23 protein-coding genes are annotated in these 19,692 nt (G+C 59.6%); 12 read left to right on the plus strand and 11 right to left on the minus strand.

What is annotated here, in order from left to right:
- Positions 1-67 precede the first annotated feature (67 nt).
- The 3 genes from GIR22_RS01055 to betC all read right to left on the minus strand — a co-directional run bounded on the left by GIR22_RS01055 (position 68) and on the right by betC (position 4,187).
- Positions 68-1,636: a SulP family inorganic anion transporter gene (locus tag GIR22_RS01055; protein ID WP_154741482.1), complete on the minus strand. Its 1,569-nt coding sequence runs from the start codon at positions 1,634-1,636 to the stop codon at positions 68-70.
- A 99-nt stretch (positions 1,637-1,735) separates the two neighbouring features.
- On the minus strand, positions 1,736-2,656 hold the full coding sequence (choX, locus tag GIR22_RS01060; protein ID WP_154741483.1) for a choline ABC transporter substrate-binding protein: 921 nt from the start codon (positions 2,654-2,656) through the stop codon (positions 1,736-1,738).
- A 16-nt stretch (positions 2,657-2,672) separates the two neighbouring features.
- Positions 2,673-4,187, minus strand: coding sequence for a choline-sulfatase (betC, locus tag GIR22_RS01065; protein ID WP_154741484.1), 1,515 nt, complete (start codon positions 4,185-4,187; stop codon positions 2,673-2,675).
- 103 nt (positions 4,188-4,290) lie between these two features.
- Between betC and GIR22_RS01070 the strand changes: the two genes are divergently transcribed.
- The 6 genes from GIR22_RS01070 (at position 4,291) to GIR22_RS01095 (ending at position 9,969) form a co-directional block, all read left to right on the plus strand.
- The gene (locus GIR22_RS01070; protein WP_154741485.1) at positions 4,291-5,241 is read left to right on the plus strand and encodes a choline sulfate utilization transcriptional regulator; all 951 of its coding nucleotides are present in this window, start codon (positions 4,291-4,293) and stop codon (positions 5,239-5,241) included.
- 31 nt (positions 5,242-5,272) lie between these two features.
- A complete protein-coding gene (locus GIR22_RS01075) occupies positions 5,273-5,599 on the plus strand; it encodes a DOPA 4,5-dioxygenase family protein (RefSeq protein ID WP_154741486.1) in 327 nt (108 codons plus the stop codon).
- A 178-nt stretch (positions 5,600-5,777) separates the two neighbouring features.
- On the plus strand, positions 5,778-6,749 hold the full coding sequence (locus tag GIR22_RS01080; protein WP_154741487.1) for a 2-dehydro-3-deoxygalactonokinase: 972 nt from the start codon (positions 5,778-5,780) through the stop codon (positions 6,747-6,749).
- Positions 6,750-6,758: 9 nt separating this feature from the next.
- Positions 6,759-7,379 (plus strand): 2-dehydro-3-deoxy-6-phosphogalactonate aldolase, encoded by a 621-nt coding sequence (locus GIR22_RS01085; RefSeq protein WP_154741488.1) that lies wholly within the window; start codon positions 6,759-6,761, stop codon positions 7,377-7,379.
- A 46-nt stretch (positions 7,380-7,425) separates the two neighbouring features.
- Complete coding sequence (dgoD, locus tag GIR22_RS01090) at positions 7,426-8,574, plus strand: galactonate dehydratase (RefSeq protein ID WP_154741489.1); 1,149 nt, start codon at positions 7,426-7,428, stop codon at positions 8,572-8,574.
- 84 nt (positions 8,575-8,658) lie between these two features.
- Positions 8,659-9,969 (plus strand): MFS transporter, encoded by a 1,311-nt coding sequence (locus GIR22_RS01095; RefSeq protein ID WP_154741490.1) that lies wholly within the window; start codon positions 8,659-8,661, stop codon positions 9,967-9,969.
- A gap of 61 nt (positions 9,970-10,030) precedes the next feature.
- Here the strand turns inward: GIR22_RS01095 and trpA are convergent, their stop codons facing one another.
- Together trpA and trpB are read right to left on the minus strand one after the other, a co-directional pair.
- Positions 10,031-10,840, minus strand: coding sequence for a tryptophan synthase subunit alpha (gene trpA / locus GIR22_RS01100; protein WP_154741491.1), 810 nt, complete (start codon positions 10,838-10,840; stop codon positions 10,031-10,033).
- Complete coding sequence (gene trpB / locus GIR22_RS01105) at positions 10,840-12,063, minus strand: tryptophan synthase subunit beta (protein WP_154741492.1); 1,224 nt, start codon at positions 12,061-12,063, stop codon at positions 10,840-10,842. Before trpB ends, trpA begins: the two co-directional genes overlap by 1 nt.
- A 114-nt stretch (positions 12,064-12,177) precedes the next feature.
- Between trpB and GIR22_RS01110 the strand changes: the two genes are divergently transcribed.
- Entirely contained in the window at positions 12,178-13,074 is an 897-nt protein-coding gene (locus GIR22_RS01110) for a LysR family transcriptional regulator (protein ID WP_154741493.1), read from the plus strand.
- On the opposite strand, the gene GIR22_RS01115 is transcribed toward GIR22_RS01110, so the two are convergent.
- The gene (locus GIR22_RS01115; RefSeq protein WP_154741494.1) at positions 13,071-13,397 is read right to left on the minus strand and encodes an ElaB/YgaM/YqjD family protein; all 327 of its coding nucleotides are present in this window, start codon (positions 13,395-13,397) and stop codon (positions 13,071-13,073) included. The genes GIR22_RS01110 and GIR22_RS01115 overlap by 4 nt on opposite strands.
- A gap of 154 nt (positions 13,398-13,551) precedes the next feature.
- Here GIR22_RS01115 and GIR22_RS01120 point away from each other — a divergent pair, with 154 nt between their 5' ends.
- On the plus strand, positions 13,552-13,767 hold the full coding sequence (locus tag GIR22_RS01120; protein WP_154741495.1) for a dodecin: 216 nt from the start codon (positions 13,552-13,554) through the stop codon (positions 13,765-13,767).
- Positions 13,768-13,880: 113 nt separating this feature from the next.
- Positions 13,881-14,105 (plus strand): DUF1161 domain-containing protein, encoded by a 225-nt coding sequence (locus GIR22_RS01125; RefSeq protein WP_154741496.1) that lies wholly within the window; start codon positions 13,881-13,883, stop codon positions 14,103-14,105.
- Positions 14,106-14,162: 57 nt separating this feature from the next.
- Here GIR22_RS01125 and GIR22_RS01130 read toward each other — a convergent pair whose 3' ends face one another.
- Positions 14,163-15,164: an LLM class flavin-dependent oxidoreductase gene (locus GIR22_RS01130; RefSeq protein WP_154741497.1), complete on the minus strand. Its 1,002-nt coding sequence runs from the start codon at positions 15,162-15,164 to the stop codon at positions 14,163-14,165.
- A gap of 220 nt (positions 15,165-15,384) precedes the next feature.
- On the opposite strand from GIR22_RS01130, the gene GIR22_RS01135 reads away from it, so the two are divergent.
- Entirely contained in the window at positions 15,385-15,816 is a 432-nt protein-coding gene (locus GIR22_RS01135) for an OsmC family protein (protein WP_154741498.1), read from the plus strand.
- A 176-nt stretch (positions 15,817-15,992) separates the two neighbouring features.
- The gene (locus GIR22_RS01140) at positions 15,993-16,232 is read left to right on the plus strand and encodes a DUF1161 domain-containing protein (RefSeq protein WP_154741499.1); all 240 of its coding nucleotides are present in this window, start codon (positions 15,993-15,995) and stop codon (positions 16,230-16,232) included.
- Here the strand turns inward: GIR22_RS01140 and GIR22_RS01145 are convergent, their stop codons facing one another.
- A complete protein-coding gene (locus GIR22_RS01145; RefSeq protein ID WP_154741500.1) occupies positions 16,233-16,655 on the minus strand; it encodes a PA0061/PA0062 family lipoprotein in 423 nt (140 codons plus the stop codon).
- Positions 16,656-16,699: 44 nt separating this feature from the next.
- Complete coding sequence (locus GIR22_RS01150) at positions 16,700-17,113, minus strand: PA0061/PA0062 family lipoprotein (RefSeq protein WP_154741501.1); 414 nt, start codon at positions 17,111-17,113, stop codon at positions 16,700-16,702.
- 128 nt (positions 17,114-17,241) lie between these two features.
- Here GIR22_RS01150 and GIR22_RS01155 point away from each other — a divergent pair, with 128 nt between their 5' ends.
- Complete coding sequence (locus tag GIR22_RS01155) at positions 17,242-18,270, plus strand: aminopeptidase (RefSeq protein ID WP_154741502.1); 1,029 nt, start codon at positions 17,242-17,244, stop codon at positions 18,268-18,270.
- Positions 18,271-18,469: 199 nt separating this feature from the next.
- On the opposite strand, the gene GIR22_RS01160 is transcribed toward GIR22_RS01155, so the two are convergent.
- A complete protein-coding gene (locus GIR22_RS01160) occupies positions 18,470-19,123 on the minus strand; it encodes an HAD family hydrolase (protein ID WP_154741503.1) in 654 nt (217 codons plus the stop codon).
- An 8-nt stretch (positions 19,124-19,131) separates the two neighbouring features.
- Positions 19,132-19,677: a gamma carbonic anhydrase family protein gene (locus GIR22_RS01165; protein WP_178122022.1), complete on the minus strand. Its 546-nt coding sequence runs from the start codon at positions 19,675-19,677 to the stop codon at positions 19,132-19,134.
- Between the last annotated feature and the right edge of the window lie 15 nt (positions 19,678-19,692).

Here is a 19,692-nt window from a genome sequence, read left to right on the forward strand (position 1 = left end):
CCCCGAGGCGGTCCTGCGGACGCGCATCGCAGCCTCGTGCCTCGTCAGCGGCTACAGGAAGCGGTGCTCAGTCCTCGAAATAGATGGGGCAGTGGTCGACCCCTTCCAGCTTTCTCAACTCATCCACCACCTGTGGCCTGGCCCGACGCAACACCAGGCTGCGCCCTAAACCCTTCAGCCGCCGCGCTTCCTGGTGCAACATCTCCACCCCGGAATAGTCGATAAAGTTGATCTGCTGCGCCTCGATCACCACCCGCTCGCCTTGAAGGCTTTGCAGGCGCACTTGCAGATAATGGCTGGCTCCGAAAAAGATCGACCCGCCGACCCGCAACACATCTTCTTCGCCCTCACGCCATTGCTGGACCCGTGGCTGCGAGGTGCGCTTGAGGTAGAAAAACAATGACGCCAGCACCCCGGCGTAGATCGCCGTCTGCAACTCCAGCAGCAGCGTGGCAACACAGGTCAGGCTCATCACCAGGAACTCGGCGCGGCTGACCCGGAATAACGCCCGAATACCCCGATGATCCACCAGGCCCCAGCAAATCAGCAAGATGCTGGCGGCCATGCTTGGAATGGGGATATGGGCGATCAACGCGGCGCCGGACAGCGCAAACAGTGCGACCCACAATGCCGAGAACACGCCCGCCAATGGTGAGCGGGCACCGGCTTCAAAACTCAGGCCCGACCGTGTGAACGACCCCGCCGATAAATACCCGGAGAAAAATCCGCCAACCATGTTCGACAGGCCCTGGGCGCGAACTTCTTGATTGGCATCGAGCAGTTGCTGCGAGCGCGCCGACAGCGAGCGGGCAATCGACAGGCTGGTCACCAGCCCCAGCATGCCCACCGCCACGGCGCTGGGTAGTAGGCGCAGGAGTAGATCCAGGTCCATCGGCAGCGGGCTGAACGGCGGCAGTTTGCCGACAAAGGCGCTGACCAGCGCCACATGCCCGAACATCGCCGGCCACAACCAGGCCACGAGGCTGCCGAGGGCCAAGGCAATCAGCAAGGTCGGCCAGCGCGGAACCACGAGTTTGAGCAGTATCCCCACGGCCAAAGTGCCGAGCCCGAGCAGCAGTGAGGGGCGGTCCCACTCCCCTGCGTGGTTGATGAGCGCCAACAGGCTATTAATGGCTGTCGCCTCGCTCGGCAGGTCCAGCCCCAGCAGGTTGGGCAGTTGGCCCAAGACAATCACCACCGCCGCGCCCAGAGTGAAACCAAGCACCACCGAATGTGAGACGAAATTCACCAATGCACCGAAACGCAACATGCCCAGCAACCACTGGAACACCCCGGCCAGAAAGGTCAGCAGCAAGATCAGGGTGATGTAGTCCTGGGAACCGGGCACCGCCAGCGGGCTGATGCTGGCGTAGAGCACGATGGAAATCGCCGCCGTCGGGCCGCAGATCAAATGCCAGGACGAGCCCCAGAGACAGGCGATCAGCACCGGGATGATCGCGGCGTACAGGCCGTATTCCGGTGGCAGGCCGGCGATCAATGCGTAGGCGATGGATTGCGGCAACGCCAGGACTGCGCCACTGAGGCCGACGATGGCGTCCCGACCGACGCTGGCGCGGGTCTGGCGCGGGAGCCAACTGAGGAAGGGCAAGAGTGTATGGCGGTTGAGCCGGGGCATTGGGCGCTCGGGTAAGAAGGTTTGAGTCAGGTTAACAGGCTGGCAATGATCGTTCCCACGCAGAGCGTGGGAACGATCACATGAGCATCGATCAGCGTGTCAGAGCTTGGCTTTCACCGCCGCCAGCGCATCCTGGCCATCTATGGTTTTAACGCCCTCCAGCCATTTATCCAGAACAGCCGGATTGGCCTTGATCCACGCCTTTGCCGCTTCACCATTGTTGATTTTCTTGTTCACCACCTCGGCCATGATGCTGTTCTCCATCTCCTGGGTGAAACTCAGGTTGCTCAGCAGCTTCCCGACGTTGGGGCAGGCTTGCGCATACCCTTTGCGGGTCAAGGTATACACGCTGCCAGTGTCACCAAAGTACTTCTCCCCACCCTTGAGGTAACGCATCTTCAACTGTACGTTCATCGGGTGCGGCGTCCAGCCGAGGAATGCCACGAAACGCTGTCTCTTCACCGCCCGGGATACTTCGGCCAGCATCGCTTGTTCACTGGATTCGATCAGCTTCCACTGGCCCAGCTCGAAGTCATTTTTCTTGATGATCTCTGTTAGCGAGATATTGGCCGGCGCACCCGAACCGATGCCGTAGATCTTCTTGCCGAATTTGTCGGCAAACTTGTCCAGGTCGGAAAAGTCATGCACGCCGGCGTCCCACACATAATCCGGCACCGCGAGAGTGAACTCGGTGCCGTCGAGGTTTTTCGCCAGTTGCACCACATCGCCATTGGCCACGAACTTGTCGTAGAAGCCTTGCTGCGCCGGCATCCAGTTACCCAGGAATACATCCACCTGGCCGTCCTTGAGCCCGCCGAAGGTGATGGGTACTGCCAGCGTGTCGACCTTGGCCTTGTAACCCATGCCGCTCAAGAGGAAACCGGTGATGGCATTGGTCGCGGCAATGTCGCTCCAGCCCGGATCGGCCATCTTTACTGTCTCGCAACTTTGCTCTGCATACGCGTTGGCACTGCTCAACGCCAGCAGCCCGACGCTCAATGCTGTGGATAACTTCATCATGGCCTTCCCCTTGGTTTTATTGGTTTTGGCAGGGTTGTGGGTAACGTGCCTTGCGCTCCAGATCGTCGAGGTCGATATGGTTACGCATGTATTGCTGACTGGCGTCTACCAGTGGCTGGTGGTCCCAACTCTTCAGCTTGCCTTGGGTCAATGCCTGGCTGACCAGCCGCCGACGACGTTGGCTGGCGAGCACCTGTTGGTGGATCGCCGGCATATCCCATTTGGCCCGCGCCTCACTCAGGAAGGCGTCGAACAGTGGCCGATGCTCGGGCGACTGGCTGAGCTCTTCCTGCTCGCGGGGATCATTATGCACATCGAACAATAGACACGGATCGTCTTCGCTGTAGATGAATTTGTAGGCGCCACGGCGGATCATCATCAGCGGTCCGATGGTGCCTTCGGCCATGTATTCGCCGAACACCTCGTCATGCCCGCCCTGCCCTTGCAAGTGCGGGACCAGCGAGCGGCCGTCCAGGGGCAGGTTGGCTTCCAGCTCTCCGCCGGCCAGTTCCACCAGGGTGGGCAGCAGGTCGGCGGTCGACACGGCCGCCGTCACCCGGCTTGCCGCAAATTGCCCCGGCGCACTGATCAGCAGCGGTACCCGTGCGGCCATTTCAAACCAGTGCATTTTGTACCAGAGGCCGCGCTCGCCGAGCATGTCGCCATGGTCGCCGGAGAAAATGATGATGGTGTCGTCTGCCAGGCCTGCGTCTTCCAGGGTTTGCAGCAGCTTGCCGACGTTGCTGTCGATGTAGCTGCAGGCGCCAAAGTAGGCACGGCGAGCGTCGCGGATCTTGTCCACGGGCAGCGGCTTGTCCCACAGGTCGTAAACCTTGAGCAGACGCTGGGAGTGCGGATCGAGATCGGCCTGTGGCGGGGTTGTAGGCAGCGGGATGTCGTTGTCGTCGTACAGGTCCCAGAATGGCTTGGGAATGGTGTAGGGGTCATGTGGATGGGTCATGGACACGGTCAGGCAGAACGGTTGGTCGCCATCCTCGCGAATATGGTCGAACAGGTATTGCTGGGCCTTGAACACCACCTCTTCATCGAAATCCAGCTGGTTGGTGCGCACACACGGGCCGGCTTGCAGCACCGAGGCCATGTTGTGGTACCAGGTCGGCCGCACGTCCGGCTCATCCCAGTTCACTGCCCAGCCATAATCGGCCGGGTAGATATCGCTGGTCAGGCGTTCTTCATAGCCGTGGAGTTGATCGGGGCCGCAGAAATGCATCTTGCCCGACAGCGCCGTGCGGTAGCCGAGGCGGCGCAGGTAGTGAGCATAGGTCGGCACATCGGCAGGAAAGTCCGCTGCGTTGTCGTAGGCGCCAATCTTGCTCGGCAACTGGCCACTGACCAGGGTAAAGCGTGATGGCGCACACAGGGGGCTGTTGCAATAGGCGGCGTCAAACACCACGCCTTGGGCGGCGAGACGGCTCAGGTTGGGCAGTTTGATAGGCGAAGGAGCGTAGAACGGAAGCAGCGGCGCGGCCATTTGATCGGCCATGATGAAAAGAATGTTCTTGCGCTTCATGGTTTCTCGGCATTCCATAGTCAATATTTATGCGATTGAGCATGCAGGCCATAAAAATCCTGGTAAAGCCCATGAAAAGCAATGTCTAGGATAAGCACAGCTTATGTATGAAGCCCTCGGCGGTTTGTCACTGGACCTGCTGCGCGCCTTTGAGGTGGCAGCGCGTCAGCGCAGCTTTACTGCGGCGGCGATGGAACTGGGCACCACCCAGCCGGCCATCAGCCAACAGATCAAGCGCCTGGAAGAGCAGTTGGCGGTGCGCCTGTTTGATCGCATCTACCGTGGCATCGAACTGACCGATGCCGGCCTCCTGTTGTTTGAGCATGTGCAGGTCGGCTTGCAAAACATCAACCAGGGCTTGAGCACCATCACCCAGCAAGACCAGCACGAAGTACTACAAGTGGCGACGGACTTTGCCTTCGCCGCGTACTGGTTGATGCCGCGTTTGCATCGCTTCCATGCAGCCAATCCCCAGGTGGATGTCAGCCTGGTCACCAGCGAACGCAACCACGCCACGTTGCGCAGCGACATTGATGTGGCTCTGCTGTTTGGCGACGGCCGTTTCAAACAGGGTGAAAGCCTGTGGCTGTTCAATGAGGAAGTGTTCCCGGTGTGCAGCCCACAATTGCTCAAGGACCGTACGACGCCGCTGTCTGTGCATAGCTTGCAGGAGTACCCCTTGCTGCACCTGCGCCAGGAAAACCACTACCAATGGTTCGACTGGAGCGGCGTATTCCGCGAGTTGGGCCTCACCACCGCGCCGGCGCCTGGCCAACTGCGCTTTGACAACTACACGCTATTGATCCAGGCGGCGATCGCCGGCCAGGGCGTGGCGATTGGCTGGCGGCACCTGGTGGATAACTTGCTGGAACAAAAGTGGCTGTGTCGGCCGATTGGCGACACGGTGATCTCGCGCTTTGGTTATTACGTAGTGCTGCCCCAGCGCAAACGACGGGGGCAGTTGATCCAGCGTTTTGTCGACTGGCTGGTGACGGAGCAGGCCAGTAGCGCACGATCCCTGACGGGTCTGGCCCTGCCGTCCATAGCGGTCTAGGATTTGCCACTCATTGAGTCCGGAGTCCGTCATGCAGCGTATCAAGGGCTATCACGCCCATATCTATTTTGACGCCAGTACGATCGACCAGGCGCGCAAGCTCTGCTGCGATGCCGCGCAATTGTTTGCGCTGCGCATGGGGCGGGTGCACGAGCGCCCGGTGGGGCCGCATCCAGATTGGAGCTGTCAGTTGGCGTTCGAGCCGGAATACATCGGCGTGGTGTTGCCATGGCTGGCGCTTAATCGCAACGGGCTGGTGGTGTTCCTGCATCCCGACACCGGCGATGACTTGAAGGACCACACCGAGCACGCCATCTGGATGGGGGCGATGCGGCCGTTGGATCTGTCGATTTTTTAAACATCGCCTTACCACGGCATTCCTCACCTTTGCCCGCTGTTAAAGTCGCGAAAAGTGTAGGTTTTTAGTTATTGCCTCCCTATATATGGGATTGATATTTATATATTGAGATTTGTCCGGCCGTAGGTTTATATTCGCTCATCTGCTTTTTCAGCACTCACAGAATTCAGGTGAAGCGATGCCGGCGCAATTGATCGCGCTCGATTGGGGAACCAGTTCCCTTCGTGCTTATAAACTCGGCCCAGGCGGCCACGTCCTTGAACACCGCTCGCTGGCGTCGGGGATCATGCACCTGCCCACCGAGCCCCGGGACATCGCAGGCATTTGGTGTGCTGATGGTTTCGAGTTGGCGTTTGATGCCGCCTGCGGCGATTGGCTGGATGCACAGCCCACGCTCCCCGTCATTGCCTGCGGTATGGTCGGCAGTGCCCAGGGCTGGAGTGAAGCGGCTTATCGCGATACGCCCGCCGATGTCGCTACCCTCGGCCAGGCATTGCACGTGGTGCGTAGCCTGCGAGGCGTCGACGTGCATATCGTGCCCGGTGTGATCCAACGGTCGGCCCTGCCTAACGTGATGCGCGGCGAAGAAACCCAAGTGCTGGGGGTGCTGCAGAACCTGCCTGTCGGCCCGGCCAGCCGACGCTTGATCGGCCTGCCTGGCAGCCATTCAAAATGGGTCGAGGTGGTGGAAGGCTGCATCACACATTTCGACACCTTCATGACGGGTGAACTGTTCGCCGTGCTCAGCCAGCACAGCATCCTGGGGCGCACCCAACAACCGTCTGTGCAGTTTCAAACCGAGGCTTTTGATCGGGGTGTACAGGTAGCGTTGTCGGCAGATGGCCAGCGTGGGCCGCTATCGACCTTGTTTAGCGCCCGCACCCTGGGGCTGACTGGTGAGCTGGCGGGCCATGAGCAAGCGGACTATTTATCCGGCCTGTTGATTGGCCATGAGCTGTCGGCACTCAACAGCGGCCAGCCCCTCGATATCGTGCTGGTGGGTAACACTCAACTGTGCACCCGCTACCAGCGGGCGCTCGCACTTTGCGGTTTCTCCCATGTGACCCTCGCACAAGAGGCTACCGAGCGTGGCTTGTGGCAGTTGGCGGTCGCGGCCGGGTTGCTGCCTGCATCCGTTCAATCTGACTAGAGGCCTGACATGCTCAAGCAAGCGCTGACACACAACGGTTTGGTCGCAATCCTGCGGGGCCTACGCCCGGATGAGGCCTTGGCGATCGGCCAGGTGTTGTACGAGGCAGGGTTTCGTGTGATCGAAGTACCGCTCAACTCGCCGGACCCTTACACCAGCATCCGCATCCTACGGGACAGCCTGCCGGCTGATTGCCTGATCGGTGCCGGCACGGTGCTTACACCGGAACAGGTGGAGCAGGTGAAAGCCGCTGGTGGCCAGGTGATCGTCATGCCCCACAGCGATCCCAAGGTATTGCGTGCAGCCAGGGCGGCGGGCCTGTATCTGTCGCCGGGCGTTGCCACGCCTACCGAAGCGTTCGCGGCGCTGGCCGAAGGTGCCGACGTGTTGAAGCTGTTCCCGGCCGAGCAAATGGGCCCGGCGGTGGTCAAGGCCTGGCTCGCCGTATTGCCGGCGGGCACGGTATTGCTGCCGGTGGGCGGGATCACCCCGGACAACATGCAGGTGTTTATCGACGCTGGCGTCAAGGGCTTTGGCTTGGGCTCCGGGTTGTTCAAGCCAGGCATGACTGTCGAACAGGTAGCGAGCCGCGCCAAGGCTTATGTCGCAGCCTGGAACGCCTTGAGCTGATTCAAGTTCCGCGCCCTTGGCGCTGCATCTATAAGAGAGACAAGAGATGAAAATTACCAAACTGACGACCTTCATCGTGCCGCCGCGCTGGTGCTTCCTCAAGGTGGAAACCGACGAGGGCGTGACCGGTTGGGGCGAGCCCGTGGTCGAGGGCCGTGCCCACACCGTGGCCGCTGCTGTTGAGGAGTTGTCTGACTACCTGATCGGCAAAGACCCACGCAATATCGAAGATATCTGGACCGTGCTCTATCGCGGCGGCTTCTACCGGGGCGGCGCGATCCATATGAGTGCCCTGGCCGGTATCGACCAGGCGCTGTGGGACATCAAAGGCAAGGCCCTCGGCGTCTCCGTCAGCGACCTGCTGGGTGGCCAGGTGCGGGACAAGATCCGTGTGTACTCGTGGATTGGTGGCGACCGCCCAGCGGACACGGCCCGTGCTGCAAAAGAAGCAGTGTCCCGCGGTTTTACCGCGGTGAAGATGAACGGCACCGAAGAGCTGCAGTTTCTCGACACCTTCGACAAAGTCGACCAGGCCCTGGCCAATGTCGCCGCGGTGCGTGATGCGGTAGGGCCGAACGTCGGCATCGGCGTCGACTTTCATGGCCGGGTGCACAAGCCCATGGCCAAGGTGCTGATGAAGGAGCTGGACCCGTACAAGTTGATGTTCATCGAAGAGCCGGTACTCAGTGAAAACTACGAAGCGCTCAAGGAACTGGCACCCCTGACCAGTACCCCGATTGCCCTCGGCGAGCGGCTGTTCTCGCGCTGGGACTTCAAGCGCGTGCTCAGCGAAGGCTACGTCGACATCATTCAGCCTGATGCATCCCACGCGGGCGGTATCACCGAAACCCGCAAGATCGCCAACATGGCCGAAGCCTACGATGTGGCCCTGGCCCTGCACTGTCCGTTGGGCCCGATTGCCCTGGCGGCATGCCTGCAACTGGACGCGGTTTGCTACAACGCTTTTATCCAGGAACAGAGCCTGGGCATTCATTACAACGAGAGTAACGACCTGCTGGATTACGTGCGCGATCCCGGTGTTTTCGACTACGACCAGGGTTTTGTGAAAATCCCCAACGGGCCGGGCCTGGGCATTGAGATCAACGAGGAATATGTGATCGAGCGTGCCGCTATCGGCCACCGCTGGCGCAACCCGATCTGGCGCCATGCCGACGGCAGTTTTGCCGAGTGGTGATCGCCGCGAATTGATCGCTCCCACGCAACGCGTGGGAACGATCAATGTACCTCCTGTCCTCAACAATCATAAAAAGAGGCTTCCATGATTCCTCCTCAAAGCACCACGGCCGCGCCGTTGGTGGCGCCCAGTCGCAAGCGCTATTTCATCATGGTGCTGCTGTTCATCACGGTGGTGATCAACTACCTGGACCGCAGCAACTTGTCGATTGCCGCTCCGGCCCTGACCAGCGACCTGGGCATCGACCCGGTGCATGTCGGGCTGATTTTCTCGGCATTCGGCTGGACCTATGCCGCCATGCAGATCCCCGGTGGCTGGTTGGTGGATAGGGTGCCGCCGCGCATCCTGTACACCGTCGCCCTGCTGTTGTGGTCCATTGCTACGGTAATGCTTGGCTTTGCTGCCAGCTTTATCGCGCTGTTTGTGTTGCGCATGGCGGTGGGCGCCCTGGAAGCGCCCGCCTACCCCATTAACAACCGCGTGGTCACCACCTGGTTCCCCGAACGTGAACGGGCCACGGCTATTGGCTTCTACACCTCCGGGCAGTTCGTCGGGCTGGCTTTCCTTACGCCGGTGCTGGCCTGGTTGCAGCATCACTACGGCTGGCACATGGTGTTTGTCAGTACCGGGGCGGTGGGTATTGTGTGGGCGCTGATCTGGTACGCGGTGTATCGCGAGCCCAAGGATTTCAAAGGCGCCAATGCGGCTGAAATCGAACTGATCCGCGAAGGTGGCGGGTTGGTGGATATTCAAGAGCAAACCGCCAAACGCAAGACACCCTTCAGTTGGGTCGACCTGGGTATTGTCCTGAGCAAGCGCAAGCTGTGGGGCATTTACCTGGGACAGTTCTGCCTTAACTCGACCCTGTGGTTTTTCCTGACGTGGTTTCCTACCTACCTGGTGAAATATCGCGGTATGGACTTCATCAAGTCTGGCTTGCTGGCGTCCCTGCCCTTTCTCGCGGCGTTCGTTGGCGTGTTGTGTTCGGGGCTGTTTTCCGACTGGCTGATTCGCCGGGGCGCGTCCGTAGGCTTTGCCCGCAAGCTGCCGATTATCAGTGGCCTGCTGATCTCTACGGCGATCATCGGTGCCAACTTTGTTGACTCGACGCCGTTGGTGATTGCATGCCTGGCGGTGGCATTCTTCGGCAATGGCCTGGCATCGATTACCTGGTCGCTGGTATCGACCCTGGCTCCGGCACGCCTGCTGGGTTTGACCGGCGGTGTGTTCAACTTCATTGGCAACCTGTCGGCAATTACCACGCCCATCGTGATCGGCTTCCTGGCCAGCGGCGATTCGTTTGCGCCGGCGATTACCTACATCGCTGTGCTGGCGCTGTTGGGCGCATTGTCCTACATACTGCTGGTGGGAAAAGTCGAACGTATCGAGCTGTAGCGATTTAACGGGCGACGTTGCGTCGCCCGTTATCGTTCACCCTCTATGGCTGATGAACCACTTACCGGCGGGCGTTACGCACACCATCCGATAACGCCGCACAGAGACTCAAGACCCCATCGATAGCCTGCTCATCGTTGCTGGCATTGGCGATGTGATCAATCAGCGCCGAACCCACCACCACGCCGTCCGCCAGGCGAGCGATGGCAGCGGCTTGCTCCGGGGTGCGAATGCCGAAGCCGATGCTGATGGGCAGGTCGGTATGGCGGCGCAGGCGGGTTACGGCTTCTTCGACGTGCTCCAGGGTGGCGGCACCGGCACCGGTCACGCCGGCGACCGACACGTAGTACACAAACCCGGAGCTGCCGTTGAGCACAGTGGGCAAGCGCACGTCGTCAGTCGTCGGAGTGGTCAGGCGGATGAAGTCGATACCGGCGGCCTGGGCCGGGTCGCAGAGCTCGCTGTTATGCTCTGGCGGCATGTCGACCACGATCAGGCCATCAACCCCCGCCTCCTTGGCATCGCTGATGAAACGCGGCACGCCATACATGTGAATCGGGTTGAAATAGCCCATCAGCACCAGCGGCGTATCGTTGTTGTCCTTGCGGAACTCGCGGACCATTTCGAGGGTTTTCGCCAGGTTTTGCTTGGCGGTCAGCGCACGGATATTGGCCAGTTGGATGGCCGGGCCGTCGGCCATCGGGTCGGTGAACGGCATGCCCAGTTCGATCACGTCCGCACCGGCCGCAGGCAAGCCCTTGAGGATCTTCAAGGAAGTGTCATAACCGGGGTCGCCGGCGGTGATGAAGGTCACCAGGGCTGCACGGTTTTGTTCCTTGAGTTGCGCAAAACGCGTTTGCAGGCGGCTCATCAGTGTTTCTCCTGCTGTTGAGAGAGTTCCATGTGGTGCATCACGGTTTGCATGTCTTTGTCGCCACGGCCCGACAGGTTGACCACCATCAGGTGATCCTTGGGCAGGGTCGGTGCGCGTTTGAACACTTCGGCCAGGGCGTGGGCGCTTTCCAGGGCAGGAATAATCCCTTCCAGGCGGCAGCATTGGTGAAAGGCGTCGAGGGCTTCGTTGTCAGTCACCGAGGTGTACTGGACGCGGCCGATGTCATGCAACCAGGCGTGTTCAGGGCCGATGCCGGGGTAGTCCAGGCCAGCGGAAATCGAGTGGGCGTCGATGATCTGGCCGTCTTCGTCCTGCAGCAGGAAGGTGCGGTTGCCGTGAAGCACGCCCGGTACGCCGCCGTTGAGGCTGGCGGCGTGCTTGCCGGTTTCGATCCCATGACCGGCCGCTTCAACGCCGATGATCTCTACGCTGGTGTCATCCAGGAACGGGTGGAACAGGCCCATGGCGTTGGAGCCGCCGCCGATGCAGGCCACCAGGCTGTCGGGCAGGCGGCCTTCCTGGGCTTGCAACTGATCGCGGGTTTCCTTGCCGATCACGGCCTGGAAGTCGCGCACCATCGCAGGGTAAGGGTGTGGGCCGGCCACGGTGCCGATCAGGTAGAAGGTGCTGTCAACGTTGGTTACCCAATCACGCAGGGCTTCATTCATCGCATCTTTGAGGGTGCCGGTGCCGGCGACCACCGGGATTACCTCGGCGCCCAAAAGCTTCATGCGGAACACGTTGGCCTGCTGGCGCTCGATGTCGGTGGTGCCCATGTAGATCACGCATTGCAGGCCAAAGCGCGCGGCGACAGTCGCGGTGGCCACGCCGTGCATGCCGGCGCCGGTCTCGGCGATGATGCGCTTTTTGCCCATGCGTCGCGCCAGCAGGATCTGGCCGATGCAGTTATTGATCTTGTGCGCGCCGGTGTGGTTCAGCTCTTCGCGCTTGAGGTAGATCTTGGCGCCGCCACAGAACTCGGTCAGGCGTTCGGCAAAATACAGCGGGCTTGGGCGTCCAACGTAGTCGCGCTGGAAATAGGCCAGCTCTTTGTTGAAGGCCGGGTCGATCTTCGCCGCTTCGTATTCGCGGGCCAGGTCGAGGATCAGCGGCATCAGGGTTTCCGCCACGTAGCGGCCGCCGAACGCGCCAAACAGGCCGTTGGCGTCAGGGCCGTTGCGTAAATCGGTCTGAGTCATGGGACGCTCCAGGAAGAATGTGTTTGAGTGGCAATGAAGGCCACTCTACCTCTGACGTTGGGCGGTGAAAACCGATAAGATTGCCATGACATGTCAGGAAAACTCACATATACCATGAGCCGAGACCTTCCCCCGCTGAACGCGCTGCGTGCGTTCGAAGCCACTGCCCGGTTTAATAGCGTAAGCCAGGCTGCCGAGCAATTACACGTAACCCATGGTGCCGTCAGCCGGCAATTGAAGGTGCTGGAAGAGCACCTGGGCGTGAGTCTTTTTGCCAAGGATGGGCGCGGCATTAAACTCACAGATGCGGGTGCAAGGCTGCGCGAGGCCAGTTTTGAAGCATTTGAGCGTTTGCGGGATGTCTGCGCTGAGCTGACCCAAAGCAGCGCCGATGCACCGTTCGTTCTCGGTTGTTCAGGAAGCTTGCTGGCGCGCTGGTTTATCCCACGCTTGGGGCGCTTGAACGCCGAGTTGCCGGACTTGCGGCTGCATTTGTCGGCCGGTGAAGGCGATCTTGATCCAAGGCGCCCAGGGCTTGACGCCCTATTGGTATTTGCCGAGCCGCCGTGGCCGACCGACATGCAGGTCTATGAATTAGCCAGCGAACGCATCGGGCCGGTGATAAGCCCGCGTTTTGCCCATTACGAGCGTCTGCGCCAGGCGCCTGCCGCGGCGTTGCTCGGTGAACCCCTATTGCACACTACCTCGCGCCCGCAAGCCTGGCCCAGTTGGGCACAGCACCATGGGATTGACGCTGATGCGTTGACGTACGGGCAGGGTTTCGAGCATTTGTATTATTTGCTGGAGGCGGCCGTGGCTGGCCTGGGGGTGGCGATTGCTCCTGAGCCGCTGGTGGCCGAAGACCTGCGAGCAGGGCGCCTGGTTGCGCCGTGGGGTTTCAGTCAAACCCCGGCGCAACTGGCGCTGTGGCTACCCAAGCGCGCCGCGGACGGACGGGCTTGGCAACTGGCGCAATGGCTCAAGGCTGAGCTGGCGCGCCAGGATGTTTAGTTGCCGCGCTTGCACAGCAGGTAGGCGGCCAGCAGCCCCAGCGCGCCGACGGCAACGCCAGCTGTAGTCCATGGGTGTTCCTGCGCGTAGTCTCGGGTTGCGACACTGGTTTCACGGAGTTTGACTTTGCTTTCTTCATAGGCATCGCTGATCAGGTGACGAGAATGCTTGAGGGCATTTTCGGCATTGCTTTTCAGGGCCTTCAAGGTTTTTCGCGACTCGTCCGATGCATCATCCTTGAGGCTTTCAAGGGATTTGAGCAGGCTCGAAATCTCGGCTTCCATGCTTTCCAATGACGCTTTGCGTAAAGAAGTGTTGGCCATGTGGGCTCTCCTGAAGTGATTGAGTGGTGTGTGTTGATTCCGACTCCGGCGGTTTCAGAAAGTGCAGTAAATCTGAACTTTTGAATAGGAGTCGTCGCCAGAAGCGGTACGAGGAATCGCTGCTAGGCTTCATTTACAATTAAGGAGAACTGTCATGACCAATCATCACACTTACAAGAAAGTCGAATTGGTGGGCTCGTCCCCTACCAGCATCGAAGATGCCATCAACAATGCCTTGGCCGAGGCCAGCAAGAGCATCAAGCACTTGGAGTGGTTTGAAGTGACTGAAACCCGGGGTCATATCAAGGATGGCAAGGCGGCGCATTTTCAGGTCACGCTCAAGGTGGGCTTCCGTATTGCCAATAGTTGATTGCGCGGGTTGAACTTGCGAGCTGGCCGATTGCCATAAGCTTCGTTACACCTCAGGTGCCGACGCGACGAGCGTTGGCGCGCTCTTTTCGATCAGCGCAAGGAAAGTGACGGATGAAGAAGCTTCTATTGGCGATAGGCTTGTTGAGTATGGCGGGCACGGTCCTGGCGGCGGGCAAGCCTTGTGAAGAGCTGAAAAGCGAAATTGCCGCAAAAATCGATGCCAAAGGCGTTTCGAGTTATTCGCTGGAAATTGTAGATAAAGGCGCCACTGCTGACGGCGAGGTAGTGGGTAGCTGTGAAGGCGGCACCAAGGAAATCGTCTACAAGCGCGGGTGACCCTGTGTTGCAGACATGAAAACCGACGCCAGTGCGTCGGTTTTTTTCGTCTGGCGTTTAGCCTTTCATTACATCCGCCAACAGCTCATAGGAATGAATCCGATCGGCATGTTCGTACAGGTCGCAGGTAAAGATCAGCTCGTCAGCGCCGGTCTGCTCCACCAGCACTTCCAGTTTGGCGCGAATCTTCGCCGGGCTGCCGACCATCGCCAGGCCCAGGAAACTGCCTACGGCTTCTTTCTCATGGGGCAGCCACAGGCCATCCATGGTTTTTACCGGTGGGCGTTGCACCAGGCTTTGTCCACGCATCAAGGCGAGGATGCGCTGGTAGACCGAAGTGGCCAGGTAATCGGCTTGCTCATCGGTGTCGGCGGCTACCAGCGGGATGCCGAGCATCACGTAAGGCTTGTCCAACACGGCCGAAGGCTTGAAGTGGTTGCGATAGACGCGAATCGCTTCGTGCATCATGCGCGGTGCGAAATGTGAGGCGAAGGCGTAAGGCAAACCGCGCTCGCCCGCCAATTGCGCACTGAATAGGCTCGAACCCAATAGCCACACGGGCACGTTGGTACCGGTGCCGGGTACGGCGATCACTCGTTGATCCGGGGTGCGCGGGCCCAGGTAGGCGATTAACTCGCTCACATCATCCGGAAAGTCATCGGCGCTGCCAGAGCGTTCGCGACGCAGGGCGCGGGCGGTCATCTGGTCGGAACCCGGCGCGCGGCCCAGACCCAGGTCGATCCGGCCCGGGTAGAGGCTTTCCAGGGTGCCAAATTGTTCGGCGATGATCAGCGGCGCGTGATTGGGCAGCATCACGCCGCCGGAACCGACGCGGATGGTCGAGGTGCCGCCCGCCAGATAGCCGAGCAACACCGAGGTCGCTGAGCTGGCGATGCCGTCCATGTTGTGGTGTTCAGCCACCCAGAAGCGGTGGTAGCCGAGCTTTTCCACATGCTGGGCCAGGTCCAGGGAGTTGCGCAGCGATTGCGCGGGGCTGCCATTGGCCCGCACAGGCACCAGGTCGAGGGTCGAAAATTTCACGTCGGACAGTGGTTTCATAAGCCTGCTTCTCCAATGGGGGGGCGCAGGCTTTTTTGACGAGCCAAAACCTGCCGCTTCATATGCATGTTCTATGCAATGAGGGCATATACCCGAGATTCAATAGCAATCGGGAAATTTCCTACTGAGTTACTAGGTTTTTCCGATGATGTGAACTTTGCCAGAGCTTCTATCCTCAGAACCCTAAGCAACCTAAAACCACAGGCACGAGGAGACTGATATGAGTATCAAGAAGAAAGCATCGGCGCACTGGGAGGGCGATCTGAAAACCGGCCTCGGTTCGATTTCCACGGAGACCGGGGTCCTGCGGGAAGCGCCCTACGGCTTTAAAGCCCGTTTCGAAGGCGGCAAGGGCACCAATCCCGAAGAACTGATCGGTGCTGCCCATGCGGGGTGTTTCTCCATGGCGTTTTCCATGATTCTCGGGGATGCCGGGCTCAAGGCCGACAGTATCGACACCCAGGCTGAAGTAACCCTGGAACAAGTGGACGGTGGTTTTGCGATCACGGCGGTACACCTGATCCTCAAGGCGAAAATCCCGGGCGCGAGCCAGGCGCAGTTTGATGAACTGAGCAAGAAAGCCAAGGAAGGGTGCCCAGTGTCCAAGGTGTTGAATGCCAAGATCACGTTGGATGGCACCTTGGCTGGTTGATCTGTAGGAGAGAGCTTACTCGCGAAGAACCTGAGAGCAGCACGTTAAACCAGATAACACGCGTTATCGTTGACGTTCTTCGCGAGCAAGCTCGCTCCTACATGAGCAAATGTGATCGAATAGCCCGTTGCAGCGTGAGCGCACACTTGTGCGCATGCATTTAGGGAGCCTCACTCATGAAACGTTTTGCCTTGGCGATTATTTGCGCAGTCCTGGCCACTTCGGCCCTCGCGGCCCCCAAAGACTGTGAAGAGCTCAGGAAAGAGATCGAGGTCAAGATCCAGGCCAATGCCGTGCCCTCTTACACCCTGGAAATCGTCAGCAAAGAAGAAGGCGAGAAGCATGACGAAGCCATGCGTGTCGGGACCTGTGAAAACGGCACTAAAACGATCATCTACCAGAGGAACAGCGACTGATCAAAGGCAGTTGACGCTGCGCTCCTGCGCCAACAATTGCCGCGCCGCGTTGTACAGCCGGATGTTCGGGGTGTAGGCCAATGAACGCCCTTCCAGGCGATATCGCTGGCCAGCTTGGAAATGGTCGTATTGCAAGGTGATGAAGCAGGTCCGTTCATTCATTTGGCCCAGGCCGCCGAAGCTGCCGCCGGTAGGCACTTCGAAATCAAAGCGCACCATCAGTTCGTGACTGCCGGGGGGGACCTGGAAGAAGCGCCCGTCGCTCAGGTTTTTCCCGTCCAGGCGTTGAGCCATCACTAGCTTGGCCCCAGGTGTCGGCGTGGCAAAGTCGATCCAGGCTTGTTGTGGGTCGACAGGTGGGAGGGGCGTCGAAGTGCAAGCGCTTAGAAAGATTGCGGCAATAGGAAGCAAAAGCTGTCGCATGTTAAGCACTCACCTGTGGGAAGAGAGCTCCAGCATACCGCCGATCAACTGTGTTGACAGCCCGCAGGCTTTGCCTGGCTGATGACCTTGTGATCCTGGCTGTACAGTTTTGCCCAAGGCCTGAAACCCGTGCTGCCGGCACGCACTTGGTAGCGCTCCCCGGCGCTGAAGTCCTTGAATGCGAGGCTGAGCGTGCAATCGCGCCACAGGCGTTGTGCATCGGGGCCGATGTTGGTGGCCTCGACGGGAAATTGATAGCGGACGGTCAACTCATGACGACCTGGAGGCACTTCGAAATAACGTTTATCGGTGGCGGCCTTGTCATCGGTTTCCAGTGCGTGCAGCACCGTGTTTTGATCGCTATCGAGGTCAATCCAGGCCTGAGCCGGATCGGGGTCCGGTAATCCGGCGCAACCTGCCAGGGTCAGCAAGCTTGCTGTAAGCATGAACATGCGCATGGCAAAACTCCGTGCAAGCGGGATAGTCTGGCGGGCAGACTCTGTGAAGGATGTAAGTAATGGTTGGGCGTTGGTGTTCACGTCATGGGGTACTTGATCGTCATTTCCGGTTTTTGTTTCCGGGGCTCATGCTTTTACTGCTCAACGGTTGTACGAGCGTCGGCTATTACGGCCAGTTGGCGAGTGGCCAATGGCATCTGTTGCGTGCTCGGGAACCGGTATCCGAAGTCATCGCCGATCCATCCCGTCCTCAGGCTTTGCGCGATCACCTGAGGCAATCGCAGAAAGCCCGCACCTTCGCCAGCCAGCAGTTGCATTTGCCGGACAACCGAAGTTACCGCTTGTACGCTGACATTGGACGTCCCTTTGTGGTCTGGAATCTCTTCGCCACGTCCGAATTTTCCATATTGCCAAAAACTCACTGTTTTCCGATTGCAGGGTGCGTGGCCTATCGCGGCTATTACGGCCAAGGCGCCGCCCGTGGCGAAGCCGCGTTATTGCGCCTGCGGGGCATGGACGTGTCGATTGGCGGGGTTGAGGCCTATTCCACGCTGGGCTGGTTCAATGATCCGATCATGAGCTCAATGATCGGTTGGGGCGATGAACGCCTGGCCACGCTGATCTTCCATGAACTGGCGCACCAGCGTTTCTATGTGAAGGACGACACCGAGTTCAATGAGTCGTTTGCCACCTTTGTCGAACAGGAAGGCACTCGCCAGTGGCGGGCAGTCCGGGGTTTGCCAGCGGTCAGCGCGTCATCCTTGATACAGCGGGATCAGTTTATCCAACTGATTCTTGACACTCGCCAGCGCCTTGAAGTGTTGTATGCCCAACCGCTGTCTGTAGACGCCATGCGCCAGGCCAAGACCGCCGAGTTTGAACGCTTGCGCAGCGAATACCGGCAAGTGCGGGATAGTCAGTGGGCCGGGGATAAGCGCTATGACAAATGGATCGATGCGCCGATGAACAACGCGCGGTTATTGCCATTCGGGCTGTATGACCGGTGGGTGCCGGCGTTTGCGGCGTTGTTTCGGCAAGAAGGCGGGGATTGGCTGAAGTTTTATGGGGCGGTGGAGCAACTGGGTGGGCTGCCGGTGGGGGAACGCAAGCTGGCGCTGGTCCGATTGGAGGAGGCTGATCCTGTGGTGGGCAGATAGGGCCTCATCGCCGCATAGGTCTCTACACAGCACCTGAAGGCCTGGTTTTGTGTAGCTGCTGCCCAGGTACGAGGCTGCTGTAAGGGCCGAAGGACCTTCAGCAATTTCAAAACCCATGCGACTGTTGCGCAGCCGGTTGCAGGCTGCGCCAGCGGCTACCAGTGCGGTGCGACGATTCGCCTTGCCCGCGATAACGACCTTATGGCCGCTGCAAAAACGCCTGGTGCAACTCGGCCAAGGTCTCGAAATGCCAGGTCGGCGCCTCGGCATTCAACTCCTCGAAACTGCCAAACCCATACCCCACCGCCGCCGCGTCCAGTCCATTGCTACGCGCGCCGATCAGGTCGTGCTTGCGGTCGCCAATCATCAAGGTGCTGGCCGGGTCCAGGCCTTCTTCGCTCATCAAGTGTGCGATCAGCTCGACCTTGTTGGTCCGCGTTCCGTCCAGCTCACTGCCGTAGATCACCTTGAAATGCTTGGCGAAGTCAAAGTGCCGGGCGATTTCCCGGGCAAACTCCCACGGCTTGGAGGTGGCGACATACAGCTGCCGGCCCTGCCCGTTCAAGTTTTCCAGCATCGGTATGACCCCGTCAAACACACGGTTTTCATACAGCCCGGTGACTTTGAAACGCTCGCGATAGAAGTTCACCGCTTCCCAGGCACGGGCCTCGTCGAAGTCATAAAACTGCATGAAGGCTTGCAGCAATGGCGGGCCGATAAAGTGTTCGAGTTTGCCCAGGTCGGGTTCATCGATCCCCAATTTGGCCAGGGCATACTGGATCGAGCGGGTGATGCCTTCCCGAGGGTCGGTAAGTGTGCCGTCGAGGTCGAATAAAACGTTTTGATAGTGCATGGACGTCCTTAACATTGGTCAAAACCTTCGGCCAGGTGCAGGTCTTTGAGCTTCACGTAGTTCGCGGCGCTGTAGGTGAAAAAGGCGCGTTCCTTGTCAGTCAGCGGGCGGACCTGCTTTACCGGGCTGCCCACGTACAGAAAGCCGCTCTCGAGTTTCTTGCCCGGCGGTACCAGGCTGCCGGCGCCGATGATCACATCATCCTCCACCACCGCGCCATCCATCACAATACTGCCCATGCCGATCAGAATCCGGCTGCCTACCGTGCAGCCATGGAGCATGACCTTGTGGGCAATGGTCACGTCATCGCCAATCAACAGCGGGAATCCTTCGGGGTTGAAGGGGCCTGCATGGGTAATGTGCAGCACGCAGCCGTCTTGCACGCTGGTGCGCGCACCAATACGGATGCGGTGCATGTCGCCGCGAATCACGGTCAGCGGCCAGACCGAGCTGTCGGTGCCGATTTCAACATCGCCGATCACCACGGCCGATGCATCGACAAAAGCCCCGGCGGCCAAGGCTGGCGTGTGATTCTGATAGGTGCGAAGGGTCACGATAGCCTCTCTCTC

The organism is Pseudomonas karstica (genome assembly GCF_009707515.1).
Lineage (GTDB): Bacteria > Pseudomonadota > Gammaproteobacteria > Pseudomonadales > Pseudomonadaceae > Aquipseudomonas > Aquipseudomonas karstica.

What these genes read in the sequence shown, in the direction of transcription:
- betC (WP_154741484.1), bottom strand. Translation starts at nt 4,187, where the DNA reads ATGAAGCGCAAGAACATTCTTTTCATCATGGCCGATCAAATGGCCGCG.
- GIR22_RS01160 (WP_154741503.1), bottom strand. Translation starts at nt 19,123, where the DNA reads ATGCACTATCAAAACGTTTTATTCGACCTCGACGGCACACTTACCGAC.
- GIR22_RS01140 (WP_154741499.1), top strand. Translation starts at nt 15,993, where the DNA reads ATGAAACGTTTTGCCTTGGCGATTATTTGCGCAGTCCTGGCCACTTCG.
- GIR22_RS01145 (WP_154741500.1), bottom strand. Translation starts at nt 16,655, where the DNA reads ATGCGACAGCTTTTGCTTCCTATTGCCGCAATCTTTCTAAGCGCTTGC.
- GIR22_RS01120 (WP_154741495.1), top strand. Translation starts at nt 13,552, where the DNA reads ATGACCAATCATCACACTTACAAGAAAGTCGAATTGGTGGGCTCGTCC.
- GIR22_RS01075 (WP_154741486.1), top strand. Translation starts at nt 5,273, where the DNA reads ATGCAGCGTATCAAGGGCTATCACGCCCATATCTATTTTGACGCCAGT.
- GIR22_RS01150 (WP_154741501.1), bottom strand. Translation starts at nt 17,113, where the DNA reads ATGCGCATGTTCATGCTTACAGCAAGCTTGCTGACCCTGGCAGGTTGC.
- GIR22_RS01070 (WP_154741485.1), top strand. Translation starts at nt 4,291, where the DNA reads ATGTATGAAGCCCTCGGCGGTTTGTCACTGGACCTGCTGCGCGCCTTT.
- GIR22_RS01135 (WP_154741498.1), top strand. Translation starts at nt 15,385, where the DNA reads ATGAGTATCAAGAAGAAAGCATCGGCGCACTGGGAGGGCGATCTGAAA.
- GIR22_RS01055 (WP_154741482.1), bottom strand. Translation starts at nt 1,636, where the DNA reads ATGCCCCGGCTCAACCGCCATACACTCTTGCCCTTCCTCAGTTGGCTC.
- GIR22_RS01130 (WP_154741497.1), bottom strand. Translation starts at nt 15,164, where the DNA reads ATGAAACCACTGTCCGACGTGAAATTTTCGACCCTCGACCTGGTGCCT.
- dgoD (WP_154741489.1), top strand. Translation starts at nt 7,426, where the DNA reads ATGAAAATTACCAAACTGACGACCTTCATCGTGCCGCCGCGCTGGTGC.
- GIR22_RS01085 (WP_154741488.1), top strand. Translation starts at nt 6,759, where the DNA reads ATGCTCAAGCAAGCGCTGACACACAACGGTTTGGTCGCAATCCTGCGG.
- GIR22_RS01125 (WP_154741496.1), top strand. Translation starts at nt 13,881, where the DNA reads ATGAAGAAGCTTCTATTGGCGATAGGCTTGTTGAGTATGGCGGGCACG.
- choX (WP_154741483.1), bottom strand. Translation starts at nt 2,656, where the DNA reads ATGATGAAGTTATCCACAGCATTGAGCGTCGGGCTGCTGGCGTTGAGC.
- GIR22_RS01110 (WP_154741493.1), top strand. Translation starts at nt 12,178, where the DNA reads ATGAGCCGAGACCTTCCCCCGCTGAACGCGCTGCGTGCGTTCGAAGCC.
- GIR22_RS01080 (WP_154741487.1), top strand. Translation starts at nt 5,778, where the DNA reads ATGCCGGCGCAATTGATCGCGCTCGATTGGGGAACCAGTTCCCTTCGT.
- trpA (WP_154741491.1), bottom strand. Translation starts at nt 10,840, where the DNA reads ATGAGCCGCCTGCAAACGCGTTTTGCGCAACTCAAGGAACAAAACCGT.
- trpB (WP_154741492.1), bottom strand. Translation starts at nt 12,063, where the DNA reads ATGACTCAGACCGATTTACGCAACGGCCCTGACGCCAACGGCCTGTTT.
- GIR22_RS01155 (WP_154741502.1), top strand. Translation starts at nt 17,242, where the DNA reads ATGCTTTTACTGCTCAACGGTTGTACGAGCGTCGGCTATTACGGCCAG.
- GIR22_RS01115 (WP_154741494.1), bottom strand. Translation starts at nt 13,397, where the DNA reads ATGGCCAACACTTCTTTACGCAAAGCGTCATTGGAAAGCATGGAAGCC.
- GIR22_RS01095 (WP_154741490.1), top strand. Translation starts at nt 8,659, where the DNA reads ATGATTCCTCCTCAAAGCACCACGGCCGCGCCGTTGGTGGCGCCCAGT.